Source organism: Facklamia sp. P9177 (assembly GCF_050409585.1).
Taxonomy (GTDB): Bacteria; Bacillota; Bacilli; order Lactobacillales; family Aerococcaceae; genus Facklamia.
This window is the reverse complement of the sequence record NZ_JBNUPE010000010.1, coordinates 1-23,841: the sequence shown is the minus strand read 5'-3', so window position 1 is coordinate 23,841 and position 23,841 is coordinate 1. Positions and strand designations below refer to the sequence as shown.

The 23,841-nt window shown below is 36.7% G+C and carries 18 protein-coding genes; all 18 read left to right on the top strand.

Annotation, left to right across the window (positions count from 1 at the left end):
- The first annotated feature begins 48 nt into the window (after positions 1-48).
- The 18 genes from ACQV18_RS06255 (at position 49) to ACQV18_RS06170 (ending at position 23,717) form a co-directional block, all read left to right on the top strand.
- Positions 49-4,362 carry a PolC-type DNA polymerase III gene (locus ACQV18_RS06255; protein ID WP_428892738.1) on the top strand — a complete coding sequence of 1,438 codons (4,314 nt, stop codon included), beginning with the start codon at positions 49-51 and terminating at the stop codon, positions 4,360-4,362.
- A gap of 116 nt (positions 4,363-4,478) precedes the next feature.
- Positions 4,479-4,952, top strand: a complete 474-nt coding sequence (rimP, locus tag ACQV18_RS06250) for a ribosome maturation factor RimP (protein ID WP_428873939.1) — start codon at positions 4,479-4,481, stop codon at positions 4,950-4,952.
- A gap of 24 nt (positions 4,953-4,976) precedes the next feature.
- Positions 4,977-6,230: a transcription termination factor NusA gene (nusA, locus tag ACQV18_RS06245; RefSeq protein WP_428876533.1), complete on the top strand. Its 1,254-nt coding sequence runs from the start codon at positions 4,977-4,979 to the stop codon at positions 6,228-6,230.
- 34 nt (positions 6,231-6,264) lie between these two features.
- Complete coding sequence (gene rnpM / locus ACQV18_RS06240) at positions 6,265-6,561, top strand: RNase P modulator RnpM (protein WP_428873941.1); 297 nt, start codon at positions 6,265-6,267, stop codon at positions 6,559-6,561.
- A complete protein-coding gene (locus tag ACQV18_RS06235; RefSeq protein WP_428873942.1) occupies positions 6,558-6,884 on the top strand; it encodes a L7Ae/L30e/S12e/Gadd45 family ribosomal protein in 327 nt (108 codons plus the stop codon). Before rnpM ends, ACQV18_RS06235 begins: the two co-directional genes overlap by 4 nt.
- 22 nt (positions 6,885-6,906) lie before the next feature.
- Entirely contained in the window at positions 6,907-9,240 is a 2,334-nt protein-coding gene (gene infB / locus ACQV18_RS06230; protein ID WP_428876532.1) for a translation initiation factor IF-2, read from the top strand.
- 11 nt (positions 9,241-9,251) lie between these two features.
- A complete protein-coding gene (gene rbfA / locus ACQV18_RS06225; RefSeq protein WP_428873944.1) occupies positions 9,252-9,638 on the top strand; it encodes a 30S ribosome-binding factor RbfA in 387 nt (128 codons plus the stop codon).
- Between the two features lie 160 nt (positions 9,639-9,798).
- Positions 9,799-10,719: a tRNA pseudouridine(55) synthase TruB gene (gene truB / locus ACQV18_RS06220; protein ID WP_428892737.1), complete on the top strand. Its 921-nt coding sequence runs from the start codon at positions 9,799-9,801 to the stop codon at positions 10,717-10,719.
- Positions 10,720-10,722: 3 nt separating this feature from the next.
- Positions 10,723-11,658: a riboflavin biosynthesis protein RibF gene (ribF, locus tag ACQV18_RS06215; RefSeq protein ID WP_428892736.1), complete on the top strand. Its 936-nt coding sequence runs from the start codon at positions 10,723-10,725 to the stop codon at positions 11,656-11,658.
- Between the two features lie 151 nt (positions 11,659-11,809).
- Positions 11,810-12,838 (top strand): heat-inducible transcriptional repressor HrcA, encoded by a 1,029-nt coding sequence (gene hrcA / locus ACQV18_RS06210; protein WP_428891687.1) that lies wholly within the window; start codon positions 11,810-11,812, stop codon positions 12,836-12,838.
- Positions 12,839-12,851: 13 nt separating this feature from the next.
- Positions 12,852-13,484 (top strand): nucleotide exchange factor GrpE, encoded by a 633-nt coding sequence (gene grpE, locus ACQV18_RS06205; RefSeq protein ID WP_428873948.1) that lies wholly within the window; start codon positions 12,852-12,854, stop codon positions 13,482-13,484.
- A gap of 51 nt (positions 13,485-13,535) precedes the next feature.
- Positions 13,536-15,380: a molecular chaperone DnaK gene (dnaK, locus tag ACQV18_RS06200; protein WP_428875319.1), complete on the top strand. Its 1,845-nt coding sequence runs from the start codon at positions 13,536-13,538 to the stop codon at positions 15,378-15,380.
- A gap of 86 nt (positions 15,381-15,466) precedes the next feature.
- A complete protein-coding gene (gene dnaJ, locus ACQV18_RS06195; protein WP_428873950.1) occupies positions 15,467-16,615 on the top strand; it encodes a molecular chaperone DnaJ in 1,149 nt (382 codons plus the stop codon).
- Positions 16,616-16,865: 250 nt separating this feature from the next.
- Entirely contained in the window at positions 16,866-18,689 is a 1,824-nt protein-coding gene (lepA, locus tag ACQV18_RS06190) for a translation elongation factor 4 (RefSeq protein ID WP_428873951.1), read from the top strand.
- Positions 18,690-18,966: 277 nt separating this feature from the next.
- On the top strand, positions 18,967-19,650 hold the full coding sequence (locus ACQV18_RS06185; protein ID WP_428875318.1) for an N-acetylmannosamine-6-phosphate 2-epimerase: 684 nt from the start codon (positions 18,967-18,969) through the stop codon (positions 19,648-19,650).
- 19 nt (positions 19,651-19,669) lie between these two features.
- Positions 19,670-20,566, top strand: coding sequence for an N-acetylneuraminate lyase (locus ACQV18_RS06180; RefSeq protein ID WP_428873954.1), 897 nt, complete (start codon positions 19,670-19,672; stop codon positions 20,564-20,566).
- An 86-nt stretch (positions 20,567-20,652) separates the two neighbouring features.
- Positions 20,653-22,197, top strand: a complete 1,545-nt coding sequence (locus ACQV18_RS06175; RefSeq protein ID WP_428881751.1) for a sodium:solute symporter — start codon at positions 20,653-20,655, stop codon at positions 22,195-22,197.
- A gap of 605 nt (positions 22,198-22,802) precedes the next feature.
- Positions 22,803-23,717, top strand: coding sequence for an ROK family protein (locus tag ACQV18_RS06170; RefSeq protein WP_428892735.1), 915 nt, complete (start codon positions 22,803-22,805; stop codon positions 23,715-23,717).
- Positions 23,718-23,841: the final 124 nt, after the last annotated feature.

Sequence of the window (23,841 nt, the reverse complement as noted above, 5' to 3'; positions counted from 1 at the left end):
GATGCATTGTAAAATTAAATGCGACACAAGTAAAAAGAAAGGATTCATATGAGCAAAGAAAAAACTTTATTCGATGTTTTATTGGAGCAACTAAACATTACTGATCCAGACATTCTAAGTGCATTAGCAGGAGGTCAAATTGAGCAAGTGGAGGTTTTAGCAGACAGCCAACGCTGGATTTTTCATTTGAGATTCCCACAGCGGATTCACCCAGACCTCTATTACTTATTACTAACTACTATGCGACAGGCTTTTGCTCAAATAGTAGAAACCGAAATATGGTGGCACTTTGATAAGGCAGAAACTGATAATAGTCAGTTAATTGAGGATTATTGGGAAAAAATAAAAACTGTTATTATGAATGAGACACCTTTTTTAAGAGTTTGTTTACAAGATGCCTCCATTTCTTATGATGCAAGTACAAAACTATTTGAAATAGGTTTAGCGAGTCAGAGTCAAGTAGATACATTTGATAATAAATACGATCACATAATTAAAAGACACTTTGATCAAGTAGGCTTTAAAGGAATAAAAATCATTTACTATGTTGATCAATCCTTAAGCGATGCCACTCATTTAACAACTAAACAGCGTTTAGAAGAATTGGATCATCAAAACCTACTAGAAGCGATTGAAAATGAAGAGAAAAAACAAGAAAAGCAGAAACAATCAGTCAATATTAGTGAAATTAAGCCAGTAGGAAAAGACATCCCTAATATCACAGCTACTCCTATTATTGATTTGCCAGAAAATCAATACAAACAAGTAATCGAAGGTTATGTCTTCGCCAATGATATCCGTGATTTACGATCGGGAGAAATTTTATCCATCATGAAAGTGACGGATTATACTTCCTCTGTGGCTGTCAAATTAATTTCTGGACGACGCTTAACTAAGGAGCAAATTCATCAGTTTCAAGTAGGAGACTGGCTGAGAATGGAAGGGGATATGGTCCCAGATAATTATTCTGGTGAGCTAGATTTTAGGCCTCGTTCGATTCGTAAGTTAAATCCTAAAAAACGTCAAGATAGCTTTGAAGGTCAAAAAAGAGTAGAGCTCCATTTACATTCTAATATGTCTCAAATGGATGCGACCAATAGTGTTTCAGATTATATTAAAACAGCGGCTCGATGGGGACATTCAGCTATAGCTATTACCGACCACGCTGGTGCTCAAGCTTTCCCAGAAGCTTATTATGCGGGTAAAGAAAACGATATTAAAGTGATTTACGGTATTGAAGCTAATATTGTTAATGATGGTGAAGCTATTGCTTATAATGAAAGTGATCATGATCTTTCAGAAGCTAATTATGTTGTTTTTGACGTGGAAACGACCGGATTATCCTCTGTCTATGATCGTATGATTGAATTAGCTGCTGTTAAGATGCACAAGGGGAATGTAATTGATACTTTCGAGGCCTTTATTAATCCTGGTCATCCACTTTCATCCTTTACAACAGAACTGACAGGCATTACCGATGCAATGCTAGAAGATGCACCAAGTGAAAAAGAAGTAATAGACAAATTTTTAGCATTTACACAAGACACCATTTTGGTGGCACATAATGCTTCCTTTGATATGGGCTTTATTAATCAAGCCTATGTGCGTCATGGCATAGCTATGAATAATTTACCAGTGATTGATACACTTGCCCTATCAAGGTTGGTAAACCCTAATATAAAAGGACACCGATTGAACAATCTTGCCAAGCGTTACGGTGTAACTTTAGAACAACACCACCGAGCTATTTATGACTCGGAAACAACGGGTCATATCTTGTTTAAGTTACTAGAACAAGCCAATGAGCAATATCAAATGACCCACCATAATCTGTTGAATAAAGAGATGGGTAAAGGTGATGCATATAAACAGATAAGACCTTTTCATGCTACTTTAATTGCTAAAAATCAAGCAGGTCTCAAAGATCTCTTTAAATTGATTTCTATTTCCAATGTGGAGTATTTTTATCGCGAACCCAGAATACCACGGTCTGTCTTAAATCAGTATCGAGAAAATTTACTTGTCGGTTCCGCTTGCTCCAATGGAGAAGTTTTTACAACCTTGATGCAGAAAGGTTATCAAGAAGCTAGTGAATTAGTAGGATATTATGATTATTTAGAAATTCAACCCCCTTCTGTCTATGACACCCTGATTGAAGAAACATTGATTAGATCTCGTGAAGATTTATTTAAGATCATGCAAGGAATGGTTAAGCTAGCCAATGAACATAACAAGTTACTAGTGGCTACTGGAGATGTTCACTACCTAGAAGAACGGGATTCGATTTACCGTGAAATATTACTCAAGTCTTTAAAACGCAATGCTAATCGCGACCTCCATTTCCCACCACTCCATTTTAGAACGACTAATGAGATGCTAGAAGAGTTTTCTTTCTTAGGAGAAGATTTGGCTTATGAATTAGTGGTAACTAATTCGAATAAAATAGCCGATTGGGTCGAAGACGACATTGAAGTGATCCACTCAAAACTATTCACACCAAATATTGAAGGCTCTGATCAAAAAATTCGTGATTTGGCCTATGGCAAGGCCTACGAAATGTATGGAAATCCTTTACCAGAATTAATTGAAAAAAGATTGGAAAAAGAATTACATTCGATTATCTCTAATGGATTTGCTGTTATTTATTTAATTTCGCAAAAGCTGGTTCTAAAATCCAACCAAGACGGCTATCTAGTTGGGTCAAGGGGATCCGTAGGTTCTAGTTTTGTAGCGACAATGACTGGAATAACCGAAGTTAATCCTTTAGTGCCACATTATTACTGTCCGGATTGTCATTACAACGAGTTTTTTAAGGATGGCTCAGTTGGATCAGGTTTTGATCTACCGCCTAAAGCCTGTCCATCATGTGGCAAAGATTTAAAGCGAGACGGACAGGATATACCGTTTGAGACATTCTTAGGTTTTAAAGGGAATAAGGTACCCGATATTGATCTTAACTTTTCTGGGGAATATCAACCGCAAGCTCATGCTTATACTAAAGTTTTATTTGGAGAAGACCATGTCTTTCGTGCGGGGACTATCTCCACCGTTGCACAAAAGACGGCCTTTGGTTATGTGAAGGGTTATCTTGAAAATACCATGACCCAAGTGCCTCAAGCTGAAAAAGAGCGCTTGGCTAAAGGAATTGAAGGGGTGAAACGAACAACCGGCCAACACCCAGGTGGGATTATCGTTATTCCTGAGTATATGGATGTTTATGACTTTACGCCTATACAATTTCCAGCCGAAGATATTCATTCAGAATGGCGCACGACTCACTTTGACTTCCATTCTATTCATGATAATGTGCTGAAATTAGATATATTAGGACACGATGATCCGACCATGATACGTTTCTTACAGGATATTTCAGGTATTGATCCTCAAGATATTCCATTCTCTGATCCTGATGTGATGTCTTTGTTCTCAGGTCCTGAAGCCTTAGGTGTCACAAAAGAGCAAATTTTTTCTGATACAGGTACTTTAGGGGTACCAGAATTTGGGACCAGTTTTGTCAGAGGGATGCTGACTCAGACCAAGCCGTCAACTTTTGCGGAGTTGTTACAAATTTCTGGTTTATCGCATGGTACGGATGTCTGGTTGGGCAATGCTGAGGAGTTGATTCAAAAGAATATTGTACCCTTAGCTAAGGTAATTGGTTGTCGTGACGATATCATGGTGACGCTGATGCAATATGGATTAGAAGATTCCTTAGCCTTTAAAATAATGGAACATGTTCGTAAAGGAAGAGGGATTCCTGATGACTGGCAAGCTGAAATGCGAGCGAATAATGTTCCAGAATGGTATATCGACTCTTGTCTGAAGATTAAGTATATGTTCCCTAAGGCTCACGCGGCTGCATACATCATGATGGCACTGAGGGTGGCATACTTCAAAGTTCACTATCCTAAATTCTATTATGCGGCTTACTTTTCGGTAAGGGCATCAGACTTTGATATCATTGCCATGCATCAAGGCAAGGAAATGGTTAAACATCGCTTAAGAGAAATTATGGCCAAGGGAATGGATGCTTCAGTAAAAGAAAATAGCTTGCGAACTGTTTTAGAACTAGCGAATGAAATGCTAGAAAGAGGGATAACTTTCCAAATGATTAATTTGGAAAAATCAGACGCCACTAAATTTATTATCGATGGCGAGAGTTTGATCCCTCCTTTTAGAACAATTCCTGGTTTGGGAATAGGGGCCGCTAAATCGATTGTAGAAGCTAGAGAGCAAGCAGCCTTTATTTCTAAAGAAGACTTACAAAAACGTGGTAAAGTTTCAAAAACAATTATGGAATATTTAGAAGAGAATGGTGTTTTAGCTGATTTACCAGATGAAGACCAGCTATCACTCTTCTAACTTGTTGATGAATAGATAATATGATATACTCTATTTAGCAAATTATTCGAGGAGGAGTGGGCGGAAACGCTCGCTCTTTTATTATTCAACCAAAATAAAAATGAAGAGGTGAATTGATGAGTATTGTGATAGACAAAGTTCAGCCGCTAGTGGAGCCAATTATCGCATCCTTAGATTGTCAACTTATTGATATTGAATATCTAAAAGAAGGAAAGCATTGGTTTCTCCGTATCTATGCTGATAAGGAAGGGGGCATTGATTTAGATCATTGTGCTTTAATTTCAGAAAAAATTTCTGAAGTTTTAGACACTATGCAACCAGATCCTTTTCCGGAAGCTTACTTTTTAGAAGTTTCCTCACCAGGAGCTGAAAGACCTTTGAAAAATGAAGATCAAATTCGGTCAGCCATTGGTGAATATGTCCACTTTGATTACTATGCCCCTCAATACGGTGAAAAACAACATGAGGGCGTTCTTTTAGATGTGACGGAGGATTATTATCTATTGAAGGTTCCAATTAAAACAGTCACTAAAGAACTTGAAATTAATAAGAAGGGTGTCGCTAAGGCAAGACTTGCTGTTAAGTTTTAGCAAGATGAGATAGGAGAGTTAAGTGTGAGCAAAGAATTAGTAAATGCCATGAAGGTTCTTGAAGCAGAAAAAGGGATAAAGCCTGAAGTTATTAAAGAAGCTTTAGAGTCTGCTTTGATTTTGGCCTACAAAAAAAATTATGATCAAGCACAAAATGTGGAAGTTGTTTTTAACGAAGAAACCGGCGATATTAAAGTTTATTCAGTTAAGGAAGTTGTGGATATCAATTATGATTCTACTTTAGAAATTTCTCTAGAAGAAGCTTTGAAGATTAATCGTGCCTATGAAATAGGAGACAAGATTAAATTTGAAGTGACTCCTAAAGATTTCGGAAGAATTGCTACTCAAACCGCTAAACATGTCGTTATGCAAAGAATACGTGAGGCTGAAAGAGATATTATTTATGATGAATTTATTGTGCATCAAGATGAAATTTTAACAGGAATCATCGAACGTTCAGATGCTCGCAATGTTTATGTGAACTTAGGTAAAGTTGAAGCCATAATGCCGGCTAGTGAACAGATTCCAACTGAGCAATTTCAAATGGATGAACGGGTAAAAGTATACGTAGTCAAGGTAGATAAAACTAGTAAGGGGCCACAGATTGTTGTTTCACGCTCACATGCTGATTTCCTTAAAAGATTATTTGAGCAAGAAGTTCCGGAAATCTACGAAGGTGTTGTGGAAATAATCTCAATTGCTCGTGAAGCGGGCGACCGTTCGAAAGTTGCAGTTTCTTCGCGTGATTCTAATATTGATCCAGTTGGAACTTGTGTTGGTCCGAGAGGATCTCGAGTTCAAAGTATTGTCAATGAATTAAATGGTGAGAATATGGATATCATTCAATGGGATGAAGACCCCTCTACCTTCATAAAAAATGCTATGAATCCAGCAGAAGTGATTAATGTTGTGTTTGATGAAGATAATCATTCTTGTATTGTTGTGGTACCAGATTATCAGTTATCCTTAGCCATCGGTAAAAAAGGACAAAACGCTCGTTTAGCAGCTCGTTTAACTGGTTATAAGATTGATATTAAGTCTGAGACTAGCTATCAAGAATATTTAATTGAACAAAAAGCAGTTGAATCAACTGGACAAGAAGAATTAAATCTTGCAGAGGATTTAGATAATCTTGAAGAAATGCTTCAAGAGACTTCCAGCCAGTTAGATGACGATCCAGCAGAAGCTGATTTAGAATATCGTGAATCGGCAGAGGAATCACTTGATGAAGAGCTGGAGCAAGCGTTTGAAGAAACTGAAGAATCAGAGCAAGAATAAGCACTTAATTTATTAACATCAAAGGAGGATGGAAATGAGCCAAGCGAAAAAAAGAAAAGTTCCCATGCGCAAATGTGTTGTTACTGGTGAATCTCATCCCAAAAAAGATTTAATCCGTATTGTGAGAACCCCAGAAGGTACCATTGAAATAGACCCAACTGGTAAAAAGAATGGACGAGGAGCCTATATCTCCTTGGATCCAGAGTTAGCCATACAAGCGGAAAAGAAAAAAGTTTTTAATCGAACATTTGAAATGGAGATTGATAAAGAGTTTTATCAAGAACTTTATCGCTTTCTAGACCACCAAAAGGCGCGAAAAGAACTACTATGAGCCCAGAAGAAAAACAACTCAATTTATTAGGTTTGGCTCAAAGAGCCTCTAAGTTAATTTCCGGTGACGATTTAGTCACTAAAGCCACAAAGAACAAAAAAGTTAAACTTTTGATTTTAGCGATTGATGCCAGTGATTCCACTAGTGATCGCTACCATCGTTTGGCTAGTGAAAAAAAAATAGCCATTAATCATCGTTTTACAAAATATCAAATCAGCCATGCAATCGGCAAATCACGCACAATTTGCGGCATAACCGATCGAGGAATGGCTGAAAAATTTTTATCTTATGTGACAGGAGAAAATACAATGAATAATCAATAATACAAGATAGGAAGGTGTTTGTATGAGTACTATTCGTATATATGAATTTGCTAAACAAAACAATATGACTTCAAAAGAAGTCTTAGTGCTTGCTGAAAATAATGGTTTTGAATTTAATAGCCATATGTCCTCGGTAACGCAAGAACAACAAGAACAATTAAAGAAAGCTTTACAAAATAAGAAGACTAGTGGTAAACAAACCAAAAAGGATGTTAAGAAGACGGAAGCTACTAAAGAATCAAATCAAAAAAACAATCAACACAAAGATGCCAAGCAGCGCAAGGATGAAGACAAGTCGAAAGCTTCTAAAAAGCCTTCTTCTCAAAAAGATTCTCAAGCACAAGGTCATAATACAAACCCTAACACTAAGTCTAAAAATCCTAATGAAAAGGCAGCTTCTAAGCAAAAGAAATCAACTGATAGTAAACAAGCTGTAGAGGGTCAAAAAGCAAATCAAAGCAATCAAAGTAATTCTTCAAATAAATCCACTGGTGGATCCAAAAGAAGTCGTGGCGATCGCCGTCGTGGCCGTCGTGGTAAGCAAAATAGTAACTATCAAAAAGAGTCTAAAGGCTTAACAGCTCGTAAGCATAAAGACCTTCCAGAAGCGTTCTACTATACTGAAGGAATGAATGTACAAGATATTGCTAAAGGCTTCCACCGAGATGCAACTGAAATTATTAAAAAACTATTGCTACAAGGGGTAATGGTCAATCAAAACCAGGCACTTTCTAAAGAAGTGATTGAAATTATCTGTTTAGAATATGGCGTTGAACCTATTGAAAAAGTTGTTGTTGAAGTTTCAGACTTAGATCATTATTTTGAAGAAGCTGCTGCTGATGATAATCAAAGCATTCGTCCACCAGTTGTTACAATTATGGGTCACGTTGACCACGGAAAAACCAGTCTCTTGGACTCCTTCCGCCATTCGAGAGTGACTGAAGGAGAAGCTGGTGGAATTACTCAACATATTGGTGCCTATCAAATTGTTTTAAATGATAAGCCAATCACTTTTCTTGATACGCCAGGACATGCTGCCTTTACAACCATGCGTGCACGTGGTGCAGATGTGACTGATATTACAATTATTGTTGTTGCAGCAGATGATGGCGTGATGCCTCAAACGGTTGAAGCGATTAATCATGCCAAAGCTGCAGATGTACCGATAATTGTAGCGATTAACAAAATTGATAAACCTGAAGCCAATCCAGATAAGGTAATGACCGAATTATCTGAACATGGTATTATTTCTGAGGACTGGGGTGGCGAACATATCTTTGTTAATATTTCAGCTAAATACGGGACTAATTTGGATGAGTTATTAGAGATGATTCTTCTGGTTTCAGAAGTTCAAGAATTAAAAGCTAACCCAGACCGTTTAGCTTTAGGTTCAGTCATTGAAGCGCGCTTAGATAAAGCTACCGGTGCCACTGCGACTTTATTAGTTCAACATGGTACCCTACATATAGGGGACCCAATTGTTGTGGGTAACACCTATGGTAGAGTAAGAACAATGGTCAATGATCAAGGGCGTCGTATTCGCTCAGCTGGTCCATCCATGCCGGTGGAAATTACAGGCTTGAATGATGCTCCTCAAGCAGGAGACCAGTTTGTGGTCTTTGAAGATGAAAAAACAGCTCGTCAAGTTGGAGAAGAAAGAGCTCAGAAGGCTCAAGAACAACAAAGAGACCTTAAGAAGAAAGTTACTTTGGATAATCTTTTCGAAACCTTACAAGAAGGTGAGTTAAGATCAGTTAACGTAATCCTAAAAGCAGATGTACAAGGTTCAGTAGAAGCATTAGCTGCTTCATTGATGAAAATAGATGTGGAGGGAGTAAAAGTTAATATTGTCCATCAGGCGGTAGGAGCAATTAATGAGGCTGATATTACTTTAGCTAATGCCTCATCAGCAATTGTGGTAGGATTTAATGTTCGACCAACTCCTCAAGCAAAACAACAAGCAGAAGAAGAGCAAGTAGATATTCGTCTCCATAACATTATTTACAATGTAATTGATGAAATTGAAACAGCTATGAAAGGAATGCTGGACCCTGAGTATGTTGAGGAAGTAACAGGGCAAGCAGTAGTACGTGAAACCTATTCTGTTTCTAAATTAGGCACCATCGCTGGTTCATTTGTTTTAGATGGCTTCATTCAACGCACGAGCAAGGTACGCTTGATACGTGATAACATCGTTATTTACGAAGGAGATCTAGCCAGTTTGAAACGTTTTAAAGATGATGCTAAAGAAGTAAACAAAGGATTAGAATGTGGAATTATGATTGAAGGCTATAATGATATCAAAGTCGATGATATTATTGAAGCCTATCGCATGGTCGAAGTTGAACGTAAATAAAGGAGTATGAAATGGTTAAATATCGTATAGGACGTGTTCGTCAAGAAATAATGCGAGAAGTTAATGATATTCTTCTAAAAGAGATTAAAGACCCTCGTGTTGAAGGGGTTACTATTACTGATGTAGAGCTTACAGGCGACTTACAAAATGCTACAATTTTTTATTCTACTTTAAGTGATAAAGCCGGAGAAAGACAAAAAACAAGTGATGGTTTGAAAGCAATAACAGGTAAAGTTCGCTCGGAACTTGGAAGTCGTTTAAGTCTTTATAAGGTTCCCGAAGTTAAATTTGAAAGAGACCAATCAGTAGACTATGGTAGTCGAATCGATTCATTATTAAATCAATTGCATGAATCTGAATCTTTTGATGAAGCAAGCTCAGTTCAGACTGAGCAATAATCTTAAGTTTTCACAAATCAAGAGCTGTTTTTTCACTGCTCTCATTAAATGAGAGGCGGTAAAACAGCTCTTTTATTCTTGTAGAATTAAGAATCTTGCTTGGAAGCAAGTGCCAATTAAAGTATAATCATAATTGTTATTAATAAAGGGGTTGGCTTGAATGAACGGAATTGTCGCTGTTTGGAAAGAAAAGGGCATGACGAGTCATGATGTAGTATTTAAAATGCGTAAGATTTTTCAAATGAAGCGTGTAGGCCATTGTGGGACCTTGGATCCTGAAGTTGAGGGCGTTTTAGTTGTCTGTTTAGGACAGGCAACCAAGTTAGTTGAAATACTAATGGATAGCAAAAAGATCTATCAAGGAGAAGTCACTTTAGGTCAAGCCACCGATACGGAAGATGCCCAGGGACAAGTTATTGCAAAGAAATTAGTAGAACAAGCCGTTGATGATCAAGTTATTGATCAAGCTATGGCTTTATTAACAGGCAAAATCAGGCAGATTCCTCCTTATTACTCGGCGGTCAAGGTCAAAGGGAAAAGACTCTATGAATATGCCCGAGCAGGTATTGAAGTAGAAAGGCCTGAACGTCAAGTATCTATCGACTACTTCAAGCGTTTAGCTCCGTCACAATATCACACCAGTGAAAAAAGGCAAACTTTCTCCTTTGAAGTAAAGTGCAGTAAAGGGACCTATGTCAGAACCTTAGCGGTAGATTGCGGTAAGTTATTAGGATATCCTAGCCACATGTCCCAATTAGTGCGAACTCAAGCAGCGGGTTATCGTCAAGCGGATAGTTATCGCTTAGATGAATTAAGGCAATTAGCAGAAAAAGACTCCTTAAATACAGCTGTTCACCCCATTGAAACGGCAGTTTCTGACTATGCAAAAATCCAACTAAATCCAGAACAGTTTACAGACATTAAACATGGAAAAGTTTTAGACATTAATTATTTTAATGACAGGCTTATTGAACCAACTGCCTTATTTTATCAAGACCGTTTGTTAGCAATTTACGGCCCACATCCTAGCAAAGAGAATTTAATAAAACCTATTAAGATGTTTCCAATGGAAGGAGTTTAAGCCTTGCAGACAATTTATTTAGCACATCCTTACGATCAAGAACAACTATATGACCAACCAGTCGTTTTAGCTCTAGGCTTTTTTGATGGTGTTCATTTAGGCCATCAAGAAGTTATCAAAAAGGGGCGTGAATTAGCAGATCATTATCAAGTCCCTTTAGCCGTCTTAACTTTTAACCATACTCCTCGTCTTGTTTATCAACAGATCCATCCGAATCACTACTTTTATTTAAGTGATAACCCTCGTAAAATAGAACTGATGGAGGTTAATGGAGTAGATATTTTATATATTGCTGAGTTCACTTCAGCCATGGGAGCTCAGAGTCCACAAGAGTTCGTGGACAGCTACATGGTTAATTTGAATGCCGTTCATGTGGTGGCAGGTTTTGACTATACATACGGTCTGAAAGAGATAGCTAATATGCAAACTTTAGTCGACCACAGCCAGGGACGCTTTAAAATTAGCGAAATTCCTAAAAAGACAATCGGTGACCATAAGATTTCTTCAAGTGAAATTCAATACCAGCTATCAAATGGTAATATTGATTTAGCTAACCAAGAATTAGGTTACATTTATGAAACCAGAGGACTTGTCATCAATGGCTTAAAAAGAGGGAGAAAATTAGGATTTCCAACAGCGAATGTGGCAATGGATTATGGTCAGTTAACACCTAGCATAGGGGTGTATATTGTCGAAATTTGTGTTCAAGGCCAATGGTATATGGGCATGGCATCTATTGGATATAATATTACCTTTGATGATGTGAAAGAACTCTCCATTGAAGTTTATATTTTAGACTTTGATCGTATGATTTATGGGGAAAAGGTTCGTATTAAGTGGCATCATTACTTACGTGGAGAGATTAAATTTGATGGTATTGAAGGTTTGATTAATCAACTTGAAAAGGATCAAGACCATACACGGGCGTACTTTAAATAATCAAGGATCGATAGATATAATTAGCACTTTCGAATTGAGAGTGCTAATTTTTTTAATTTTATGGGCATAATCCCTTGACAAAGGTGATGGAGGATAGTAAGATAGAGACAGTTAGCACTCGATATGAATAAGTGCTAATAATGTGAGGTGATTGATCATATTAACAGCCAGACAACACCAAATCTTAGAATTAATTGTTCGCCTTTATGCAAATTTAGAGGCACCAATCGGGTCAAAGACTTTACTCAAGGAGAGTTTTCTTGATATAAGTCCGGCAACTGTTCGTAATGAGATGGTTGTTTTAGAAAAAAACGGCTTTCTGGTTAAGGCACATACATCAAGTGGTAGAATACCTTCTTATGAAGGCTATCGTTATTATGTAGATCGTCTGATCACTAAAATTGAGAATGATTCATGGGAGCAATCCTATGAAGCAGATCTCAAAGCAGTTAGCGAAATCTTCTTAAATCGCCGACAAGAGAATTTTAAGATGGCGAAAATTGCTGCGGATTTATTGGTCTCATTAACTGGATTACCTTGCTTGGTTTTTGGACAGAATAATGAAGAGCATCGAGTGGCTGACTTTAAGTTAGTGCTTTTAAGTAACCATCAAATAATGGCTATTTTATTATCGGATCAAGGACATGTGGAAAATAAAATGTTCCAAACCTTATATCCGGTTGAGGATGATGATTTACGTCAAATGCGTTCAATTCTTAATTCAGAATTGCGAGGTATTACATTAGAAGATGCTTATCAGCGGACTAAATTAACTATTCCGATGATTATGCAAAGACAATTGTCAACTTCGATTGATTTTTCTCCTTTAGTTGAGAAGTCAATTCAACAAGTTAAAGGAACGCGTTATTTTGTTTCTGGCAAGAATAATCTTTTTGATTGTTTGGATCAGCGTTATTCCAACAATGAATACAAAAAATTATTCAATTTGATTGATGGATCGAATGAATTATTTGATCTCTTTGAACAACGTCAAGATGGAATCGAAGTTCTTTTCGGACAAGAGTTTGCTCCGCAAGGGATGCGTCATTTATCTTTAGTGACGGGAACCTTCACACAAGCCTTAAGCAAAATGTCTTTAAGTATCTTAGGACCTTCGACGATGCATTATTCACGCATGATTGTCCTTATGGAGCAGATATTAAAAGAATTTAATCAATAAAGGAGGTCATCAAGTGACAGAAGAAAATAAAAAGAGGAATGACAAGCAATCTTCTGCAGAACTTAACGATGAAAAAGAAAAGTTAGTAGAAGATGAAGTCATTGAAAGTTCAGCAGAAAAAAATCAGGATAGTCTGAATAATGATGTAAATGATGTAAATGAAGAAACTGAAGCAGCGCCAGTAGAGGAAGTTTCTTCCATTGAAGATGAATTAAGAGAAAGTATTCAGAATTTGGAGGATCGAAATTTACGTCTACAGGCTGAAATTGCTAATATGCAACGATCTAATAGTCGTGAAAGACAAGAAGCTGCTAAATATCGATCTCAATCTTTAGCTAATAAATTAATTGATGCTATTGATAATCTTGAACGCGCTTTGCAAATCAAAGCAAGTTCAGAAGAGAGTCAAGCAATCCACAAAGGGATCCAAATGGTGTATGATCAAATCTTACAAGCATTTAAAGAAGAAAAAATTGAAGTGATCAATCCCTTAAACGAAACATTCGATCCAAATTATCATCAAGCGGTAACCACCCAACCAGCGGCTGAAGGACAAGACACTGATATTGTAGTGAATGTTCTACAAAAAGGATACATCCTTAATGATCGCATCATTCGCCCGGCCATGGTAATTGTGTCCGCCTAATTATTAAGCACTTAGTTTTAACCAAAATAAATTTTTAAAGGAGTAGATTATATGTCTAAAATTATAGGTATTGACTTAGGTACAACAAACTCTGCTGTTTCCATTTTAGAAGGTGGAGAAGCAAAGATTATTACTAACCCAGAAGGAAACCGTACCACTCCATCTGTAGTAGCTTTCAAAAATAATGAGATTCAAGTGGGTGAAGTAGCTAAGCGTCAAGCAGTTACAAACCCTGACACAGTAGCTTCCATCAAACGTCATATTGGAGAAGATAACTTTAAGACTGAAATGGGTGGAAAGAGCTATACACCTCAAGAGATTTCAGCTATGATTTTACAACACTTGAAATCATTTGCTGAAGATTACTTAGGCGATAAGGTTGAGAAAGCAGTTATCACTGTTCCTGCTTATTTTAACGATGCTCAGCGTCAAGCAACTAAAGATGCTGGACGTATTGCAGGTTTAGAAGTTGAACGTATTGTTAACGAGCCAACCGCTGCAGCTTTAGCGTATGGTTTAGATAAAACCGATGCTGAAGAAAAAGTCCTAGTCTTTGACTTAGGGGGAGGAACTTTTGACGTTTCAATCCTTGAATTAGGCGATGGCGTATTTGATGTATTATCTACAGCAGGGGATAATAAACTAGGTGGAGATGACTTTGATAATAAAGTTATCGACTTCTTAGTTGAAGAATTTAAAAAAGAAAACTCTATTGACCTTTCTAAAGATAAAATGGCTTTACAGCGCCTGAAAGACGCTGCAGAAAAAGCTAAGAAAGATCTTTCTGGTGTGACTTCTACACAAATCAGCTTACCATTTATTACAGCGACAGCTGATGGGCCATTACACTTAGAAACAACTTTAACTCGTGCTAAATTTGATGAGTTAACGCATGACTTAGTAGAAAGAACTAAAGGGCCAGTTCGTCAAGCCTTGAAAGATGCTGGTTTAAGCAAATCTGAAATTGACGAAGTAATCTTGGTAGGAGGATCGACACGTATTCCTGCTGTACAAGAAGCCGTTAAGAAAGAAACTGGAAAAGATCCTAACAAATCGGTTAACCCAGACGAAGTAGTTGCTATGGGTGCAGCTATCCAAGGCGGCGTTATCTCTGGTGATGTTAAAGACATCGTTCTATTAGATGTTACGCCATTATCACTTGGTATCGAAACAATGGGTGGTGTATTCACTAAATTAATTGACCGTAACACTACTATCCCAACTTCTAAATCACAAGTCTTCTCTACAGCAGCTGACAATCAACCAGCAGTAGATGTTCACGTTTTACAAGGTGAGCGTGAAATGGCAGCAGATAATAAGACTTTAGGTCGTTTCCAATTAACTGATATTCCAGCAGCACCTCGTGGCATTCCACAAATTGAAGTTACCTTTGATATTGATAAAAACGGTATTGTGAACGTTTCAGCCAAAGATTTAGGTACTCAAAAAGAACAAACGATTACTATAAAATCTTCTTCAGGTTTATCCGATGAAGAAATCGAACGTATGGTTAAAGATGCTGAGGCAAATGCTGAATCCGATAAGAAACGTCGTGAAGAAGCTGATTTACGCAACGAAGTCGATCAAATGATCTTTACAACTAATAAGACTATCGATGAATTGAAAGATAATGATAACATTTCTGAAGATGAATTGACTAAAGCAGAAACAGCTCGTGATGAATTGAAAGCAGCTGTTGAAGCAAATGATTTAGAAGAAATGAAAACAAAACGTGATGCATTAAATGAAGTGATTCAAAATCTATCCGTTAAACTTTACGAGCAAGCTGCTCAACAAGCTCAAGCTGCTCAAGAAAATCAAACAGATGCCTCTGATGCTCAATCATCTTCTGATGATAATATTGTCGATGCTGACTTTGAAGAAGTCGACGAGTAATTAAGACATACTTTAGCAAGAGTCTAGGCTAAGTCCTCGACTCTTGTCTTTTATCAGGAGAATTAAAATGTGTAAGGAGGGACAAAATGGCAAATAAAAGAGACTATTATGATGTCTTAGGTGTATCTCGCGATGCCAGTGATGCTGACATTAAAAAGGCTTATCGTAAACTGTCCAAAAAATACCATCCGGATATTAATAAAGATGCAGGAGCTGACGAAAAGTTTAAAGAAGTTGCAGAAGCTTATGAGGTCCTAAGTGATAGTCAAAAGCGGGCTGCTTATGATCAATACGGCCATGCTTCAACGGATCCTAACTTTGGAGCCGGCTTTGGCGGTGGTGGTTTTGGTGGCTTCTCTGGTGGTGCAGGCTTTGGCTTTGAAGATATCTTTGATACTTTCTTTGGTGGATCTGCTGGAGGAGGACGAAGAGCCAATGCTCCTCGTAAGGGTAATGATCTACAATATCGTATTAATTTAACCTTTGAAGAGGCTATTTTTGGTAAAGAAACGACCATAAAATATAATCGTAATGAGGAATGTCATACCTGTCACGGAACAGGTGCCAAGGAAGGCACTGAGCCCGTTACTTGCCACAAGTGTCATGGCACAGGGACTATTCAGGTAGAACGAAACTCTCCTTTTGGTCGTGTGATGACGCAAACCACATGTGATGTCTGCGGTGGGACAGGTAAAGAAATTAAAGAAAAATGTACCACTTGTCATGGTTCTGGTATAGAATCCGTTAGTCATTCTGTTAAAGTGACTGTGCCAGCAGGTGTTGAAGAAGGTAATCAAATTCGCCTTTCAGGACAAGGTGAGGCGGGTTCAAATGGTGGACCTTATGGAGACCTTTATGTAGTTTTCCATGTTGAACCAAGTAAGGAATTTAAACGAGATGGTACGGAAATCTATTACACGCTACCCATCACTTTCTCTCAAGCGGCCTTGGGTGATGAAATCCAAGTTCCAACGGTACATGGTAAGGTGAAGTTAAAGGTTCCAGCTGGCACACAAACAGGGACCACTTTCCGCTTAAAAGGCAAAGGAGCACCGAGTGTTCGCTCAGGTTATACGGGAGATCAACAAGTAACGGTTAAAGTCGTTACTCCTTCTAAACTGACTGACAAACAGCATGAATTATTTAAACAGTTAGCTAAAGAAATGGGTGCTAATGTTAAAGAGCAAGAAGGTGGCTTCTTTAATAAGATGCGTGATATTTTTCATGGTGAATAAAAATAGGCTAGCATCAGGGTATTCAATATGCTCTGATGCTTTTTACTTGCTTAGAAAAGTTTTAAATCAATTGGAATCAAAATAAGATTGATTAGCTTCTAGATAGGAAATTTTAAAGAATAAATAAAGATTTTATTGAGTAGTTCATTTATTAAAATACCATAGTGAAAGAAAACTATTCAAAATCACTCATTTTTGATAAGATAGACCTTAGCTATTGATAAGAGGCTTGAAAAGGAAGTGAAGTCAAGTGAATATAGAAGAAATGAAGAATAGACAAGAAAGAATCCGTAATTTTTCGATAATTGCGCATATTGACCATGGTAAATCCACACTAGCTGATCGTATTTTACAACAAACACATACAGTGGCTGATCGTGATATGCAAGAGCAATTGTTAGATTCCATGGACTTGGAAAGAGAACGAGGAATTACCATTAAATTGAATGCAGTGGAACTGACTTATCGGGCTAAAGATGGCATTGATTATATTTTCCATTTAATCGATACCCCTGGTCACGTCGATTTTACTTATGAGGTTTCAAGATCTTTGGCTGCTTGTGAAGGAGCCATTCTAGTAGTCGATGCAGCACAAGGAATTGAAGCCCAAACCTTGGCTAATGTGTATTTAGCAGTGGATAATGATTTAGAAATATTGCCTGTTATTAATAAAATCGATCTGCCTTCAGCCGATCCTGAAAGGGTTCAAAAAGAAATTGAAGATATTATCGGCATCGATGCCTCAGAAGCGGTTTTTGCTTCTGCCAAGTCAGGCATCGGTATTGATGAGATTTTAGAGCAAATAGTTGAGAAAGTTCCTGCACCAATGGGAGATATAGAAGACCCCTTACAGGCTCTTATTTTTGACTCTGCTTATGATGCTTATCGTGGGGTTGTTTTAAATATTCGAGTGATGAATGGTATGGTCAAACCAGGTGACACCATCCGTCTAATGAGTAATGGTAAAGAGTTTGAAGTGATTGATGTTGGAATTTTCTCACCGAGTCCTCTCAAAAGAGACTTCTTGATGGTAGGAGATGTTGGCTATCTAACCGCAGGTATAAAGACCATTCAAGATACCCGTGTAGGAGATACTATAACCCTAGCGGATAATCCAGCTGAGGAGGCCTTGGATGGTTACCGCAAATTAAATCCAATGGTTTTTGCCGGTCTCTATCCGGTTGACTCGGCCGATTATAACGACTTGCGGGAAGCACTTGAAAAGTTACAATTAAATGATGCTTCTTTACACTTTGAACCAGAAACATCGCAAGCCCTAGGCTTTGGTTTCCGAACAGGCTTTTTAGGTTTACTGCATATGGATGTTATTCAAGAAAGACTTGAGCGTGAATTTGATATTGATTTAATTACCACTGCTCCGTCAGTTATTTACCGTGTTGAAAAGACGGATGGGGAAGAGCTTTTGATTGACAACCCATCTGAAATGCCAGATCCAACAGAGATTGATAAGATTTTTGAACCTTATGTAAAAGCGACTATTATGGTACCAAATGATTATGTGGGCGCTGTAATGGAACTATCTCAACGCAAGCGTGGTAACTTTATTACGATGGATTATCTGGATGATTTCCGGGTAAATGTAATTTATGAACTACCAATGGCTGAAATTGTGTATGATTTCTTCGATAAGTTGAAATCATCAACCAAAGGCTATGCTTCCTTAGATTACGAATTAATTGGCTATAAAGAGTCTAATCTAGTAAAATTAGAAGTTTTACTTAATTCTGATGTCATTGATGCCTTCTCGATTATAGTTCATAAAGATTTTGCCTATAATCGCGGTCGTGCTTTAGTTGAAAAACTAAAAGGGATTATCCCACGTCAAATGTTTGAAGTACCTGTCCAAGCAGCTATTGGACATAAGATCATCGCACGAACAACCATTAAGGCTTATCGAAAAGATGTTACAGCTAAATTATATGGTGGGGATGTCTCCCGTCGTAAGAAGTTATTAGAAAAACAAAAAGAAGGTAAAAAGCGGATGAAATCAGTCGGTAACGTTGAAATTCCACAAGAAGCTTTCATGGCTGTCTTACAAATGGATGAAGAATAAAAGAATAACGGTTCATAAAAACCTATCTTTGAGAATTCAAAGATGGGTTTTTCTTATTACTATAAAGCAATATTAATTTTCATTTTGAACCAATCCCTTTTAGAGAACGTAAGTAAGCTACTTTTATGATAAATAATCAATTAAAATCTTTTTAAATAAGTATAATAAAAGTTTTTGTTTTCAGAAAACTCACTGTCTTTTCATAAAATATTGAAATGCTACAAAGTGATGTGTATAATTTTAAATTAGAAAGCGCTTTGATAAAGGAGGTTATTGAATGATTGAAGGAATAAAAGGGGAATTAATTGTTTCTTGTCAAGCTTTAGAAGATGAACCTTTGCACAGTTCTTTTATCATGTCACGAATGGCCTTAGCTGCTAAAGAAGGTGGAGCTAAAGGTATTCGTTCGAATTCAGTTGAAGATATTAAAGCAATCAAAGAACAAGTCGATTTGCCAATTATTGGCATTATTAAACGGGTTTATGATGGGGCTGATGCTTTTATTACACCTACGATGACTGAAGTGGATGAGTTAATGCAAGCAAGGCCGGAAATCATAGCAATTGATGCAACTGCATCTACGAGGCCATACGGAGAATCATTAAGTGATTTAATGGTAAAGATTAAAGAAAAGTATCCCCAACAAAAGCTGATGGCTGATTGTTCAACCTTAGAAGAAATGAAAATGGCTGAACAAATTGGTTTTGATTATATTGGTACAACCTTGGTAGGTTATACTCAACAAAGTAAGAAAGATAAGATAGAAAGCAATGATTTTCAACTCATCCGTCAAGCGGTTGAAACAATCAACAAACCAATTATTGCTGAAGGTAATATTGATACTCCTGAAAAAGTAAGACACGTTTTAGAGCTTGGGGTATATAGTGTAGTAGTTGGTTCAGCTATCACTAGACCTCAATTAATTACAAAAAAATTTGTCGAAGCTATTCATAACCAATAGATTAATAGGGGGAAATAAAATGACAAAAAAAACAGCTAGAGAAATCAAAGGTATTATCTCAGCCCTCTTGGTACCCTTTGATTCAAAGGGCAAAGTTAACGAAGCAGGGCTACGTCAAGTAGTCCGTCATAATATTGATAATATGAAGGTAGCAGGGCTATATGTAGGAGGCTCAACTGGTGAAAATTTCTTATTAGATATGGCCATTAAAAAACAAATTTTTGAAATTGTTAAAGATGAAGTGAAAGACCAAGTGAAACTCATTGCACAAGTTGGTGGTCCCAATGTTTATGAAGCAATTGAACTCGGTAAATTTGCGACAGATTTGGATTATGACGCAATTTCAGCAGTAACTCCTTTTTATTATAAGTTTTCATTCGCTGAGGTTAAACAATATTATAAAGATATTACAGAAGCTGTTGATAATGACTTAATTATTTATTCAATCCCAGTTCTTACAGGTATTAATATGGGGATGGCAGAATTTAAGGAATTATTTGAATTAGACAATATTGTTGGTGTTAAGTTTACTGCTGCAGACTTTTTCTTATTAGAACGATTACGTAAAGCGTTTCCAGATGTACTAATCTATTCAGGTTTTGATGAGATGCTTTATCCAGCTGCTATCTATCATGTTGATGGAGCAATCGGATCGACATATAACGTAAATGGTTTGCGAGCTCGTGGCATTTTAGAAGCTGTCAATGAGGGCAACCATGAGAAAGCACTTAAGCTACAAAATGAGAGTAATGATTTAATTGAAGCAGTGCTAGCAAACGGTTTATATCCAACTCTTAAAAGTATTTTACAATTACAGGGTGCGAATAAAGGGGAGTTTTTAAGTCGTAAACCGATGGCTTCGATGACAGCCGACCAAAAAGAAGAAGCAGAACGAATTTTTAAAAATTATTTATAATTAATTAAAAAGACTTAGGTAATTAAAGAATATTTTATATAGCGTTATGCTTCATTAAGCATGTAAAATTGAAAAGGAGTTTAATAATGGCACAAGAAGGCTTTACAACAATCGATTTTATTATTTTAGTTATTTATTTAGTAGCTGTTTTGTTTGCAGGATTACTGTTTTCTAAGAAAGATATGATTGGTAAAGAGTTTTTCAAAGGAGATGGCTCAATCCCTTGGTATGTAACTTCGGTTTCTATTTTCGCAACCTTGTTAAGTCCGATTTCTTTCATGACTTTAGCAGGTAACTCCTATAAGGGAACTTGGCTATTGTGGTTTGCGCAATTAGGGATGATTATTGCAATTCCTTTTGCTATAAAATTTTTCCTGCCTATTTATGCCAGAATGGATATTGATACTGCTTATGATTATTTAGAGCAACGGTTTAACTCTAGACTTTTGCGAGCAATCGGTGCTATTTTGTTCATTATCTATCAAATTGGTCGTATGTCTATTATTATGTATCTACCCTCTGCTGCTTTAGCCACATTAACTGGAATCTCAGTCAATTGGCTAATTGTGGTAATGGGTGTAATTGCGATTATTTATTCTTATACTGGTGGGATTAAATCAGTTTTATGGACCGATTTTATTCAAGGATCTGTTTTGTTAGTAGGTGTTGCTGTGACTCTAGGCTTTTTAGTCAAGGACTTAGACGGCGGTTTCCAACCAATCATGAATTTGTTAGCTAAAGACAAATTTATTGCCCCTCACGAACCGATTTTTGATCCGAACCTTTTAAAATCTTCTATCTTTTTACTAGTTGTTGGCGCTGGCTTTAATACACTGTCATCTTATATTTCAAGTCAGGATATCGTGCAACGGTTCACTACCACTCAAGATATTAAAAAATTGAATAAAATGATGTTTACCAATGGTGTCTTATCTATTTTTATTGCGACTATGTTTTATCTTATTGGGACGGGATTATTCGCTTATTATCAATTACAAAATCCGAGTGATCCTGGCGCTTTAGTAGCTCAAGATCAAGTGTTTACTTACTATATAGCCTATCGTTTACCAGTTGGTATTACCGGTGTTCTTTTAGCAGCTATTTTTGCTGCCAGTCAATCAACTCTATCGACAGGTTTGAACTCTGTCGCTACCTCATGGACATTGGACATACAAGAGGTGATTTCTAAGAATTTAGATGACGCCAAACGAACTCAAATTGCGCGTTGGATTTCTTTAGGCGTTGGAATTTTCTCCATTATTATCTCAATTATTCTTGCACACTCTGATATTAAATCAGCCTATGAATGGTTTAATGGATTCATGGGACTCGTTTTAGGGGTTCTAGGTGGAGTCTTTATGCTAGGGGTATTCTCTAAAAAAGCTAACAAAATTGGTGCTTATGCTGCACTAATTGTTTCAAGTTTAGTAATGATTTTCATTAAATACGGTCTTCCTGCAGAAAAGGTAAGCATTTGGGTTTATTCGCTTATTTCAATAGGCGTATCTTTAATTGTCGGTTATCTTGTATCGATAATGGTTAAAGATGAGACATCGACTGCTCCAAAATTCACCACTGTCTATGATATTTCTGAGATTAAAGCGAATAATGACTGGTTGGTAAGACATTAATGAAACTTTATGATTTAAATCAAATAGATCAAATCAAGCGAGAAGCTATACTAAGAGTCATTAACTTTTAAAAGAAAATAATGACTTAAGTGATTGCCAGCTTGGTCCCATATGATTTCCGATGACTTTTATTTTAATATCTTAGAATAGGAGATTACGACAGATGACCATAGAGTTTGGCAAAGTTATCCTAGCTATTTTGATGTATTTGTTCCTATTAAAGGTCAGGAAAAAATTTGGCATAATTTTAATGGAAATGTTCAATGAAAAGATTATGTAGAAAAGGATGGCTGGCAAAAACCTCACGCTCAACCATTATCGGAATGAATCATTCAGCCTGGACAAATCTTAGTTTTTGATCGTGAAGATGTTCAAAATTGTTGACCAGATAGAAACAATTAAAAAAGCTGTTTTTAAGGGGAAATATGAACTGTGTAACATTTTAAGTAGGGAAAGGGCTAAGCGTCTTTTCCCTATTTTTAAGGTGGTAGGTAAGGTAAAAAATGAATAATTAGTAATAAGGCCATTAAATGATGACTACTCTAAAAATAGAATAAGATATATTATTTCTATCACTGTAATTTTGTATAAGAGGAAGTGAAAAAATGCATATACTAGCGATTGATATTGGCGGTACAACGATAAAAAGTGATGTTTATGATGAGAAGGGGCATTCTTTTAATTATTTTAAAGAAGAGGAAACACCGATAGATTCCTTAAAAAAATCAAATCATATTATGGAATATGTTTTAAATTTAGTTGGTGAAACGATTAAAAGACTTAAGCAAATCAACAAAAAATTAGAGGGTGTTGCTATTTCTTCAGCAGGGGTAGTCGATCCTGAACAAGGAAAGATAGTTTATGCAGGTTATACAATTCCTGACTATGTAGGAACTGATTTTAAGCAAGCCATTAACCATCACTTTGATTTACCTTGTGTTGTTCTAAATGATGTCAATGCGGCAGCTTTTGCTGAATTTTCAATTGGAGCTTTTGCATGCAATAGTTCATTAGTTTGTTTGACTATTGGCACGGGTGTTGGCGGGGCTTTAATCCTTAATGGTCAATTGTATCATGGAGAAGGTTTTTCTGCCGGCGAAGTTGGTTACTTACCTGTTAATGGTAAAAGATTTCAAGATGTAGCATCGACGACTGCTATGCGTCAATACTTTGAACAGCTCACTGGAGAAAGTAATACTAATGGAAAAATAATTTTTGAAGCCTATAAAACTAATCATCCAGCCGCAATCGAAACAATTAACTGGTTTGCTGAAAACTTTTCAGAAGGATTACTTCCAATTATTTATTTGATAAATCCAGAGTACATTATTTTAGGAGGCGGTATTATGAATCAACATAAAATATTGTTACCAATTATTTTAGAAAAATTGGCTGCAAAAATTGAAAATAATATTTTTCTGCCTAAAGCTATCCTAGCTGCAAAGTATAGTAATGAAGCTGGAAGAATTGGAGCTCTTTACTACTTTATTAAAAAGTATGGAGTTTGTTCTACAAATTAAAAACTAACTCAAAACTATTCTTATGAGTTGACCCCAAAAGTTCGAGTTAAAAACTAACTTTTGGGGGTACTTTTATGTCTAAAAATAGGCTTCTGAATTGAAAATGAAAGTGATTGAAGGGTAT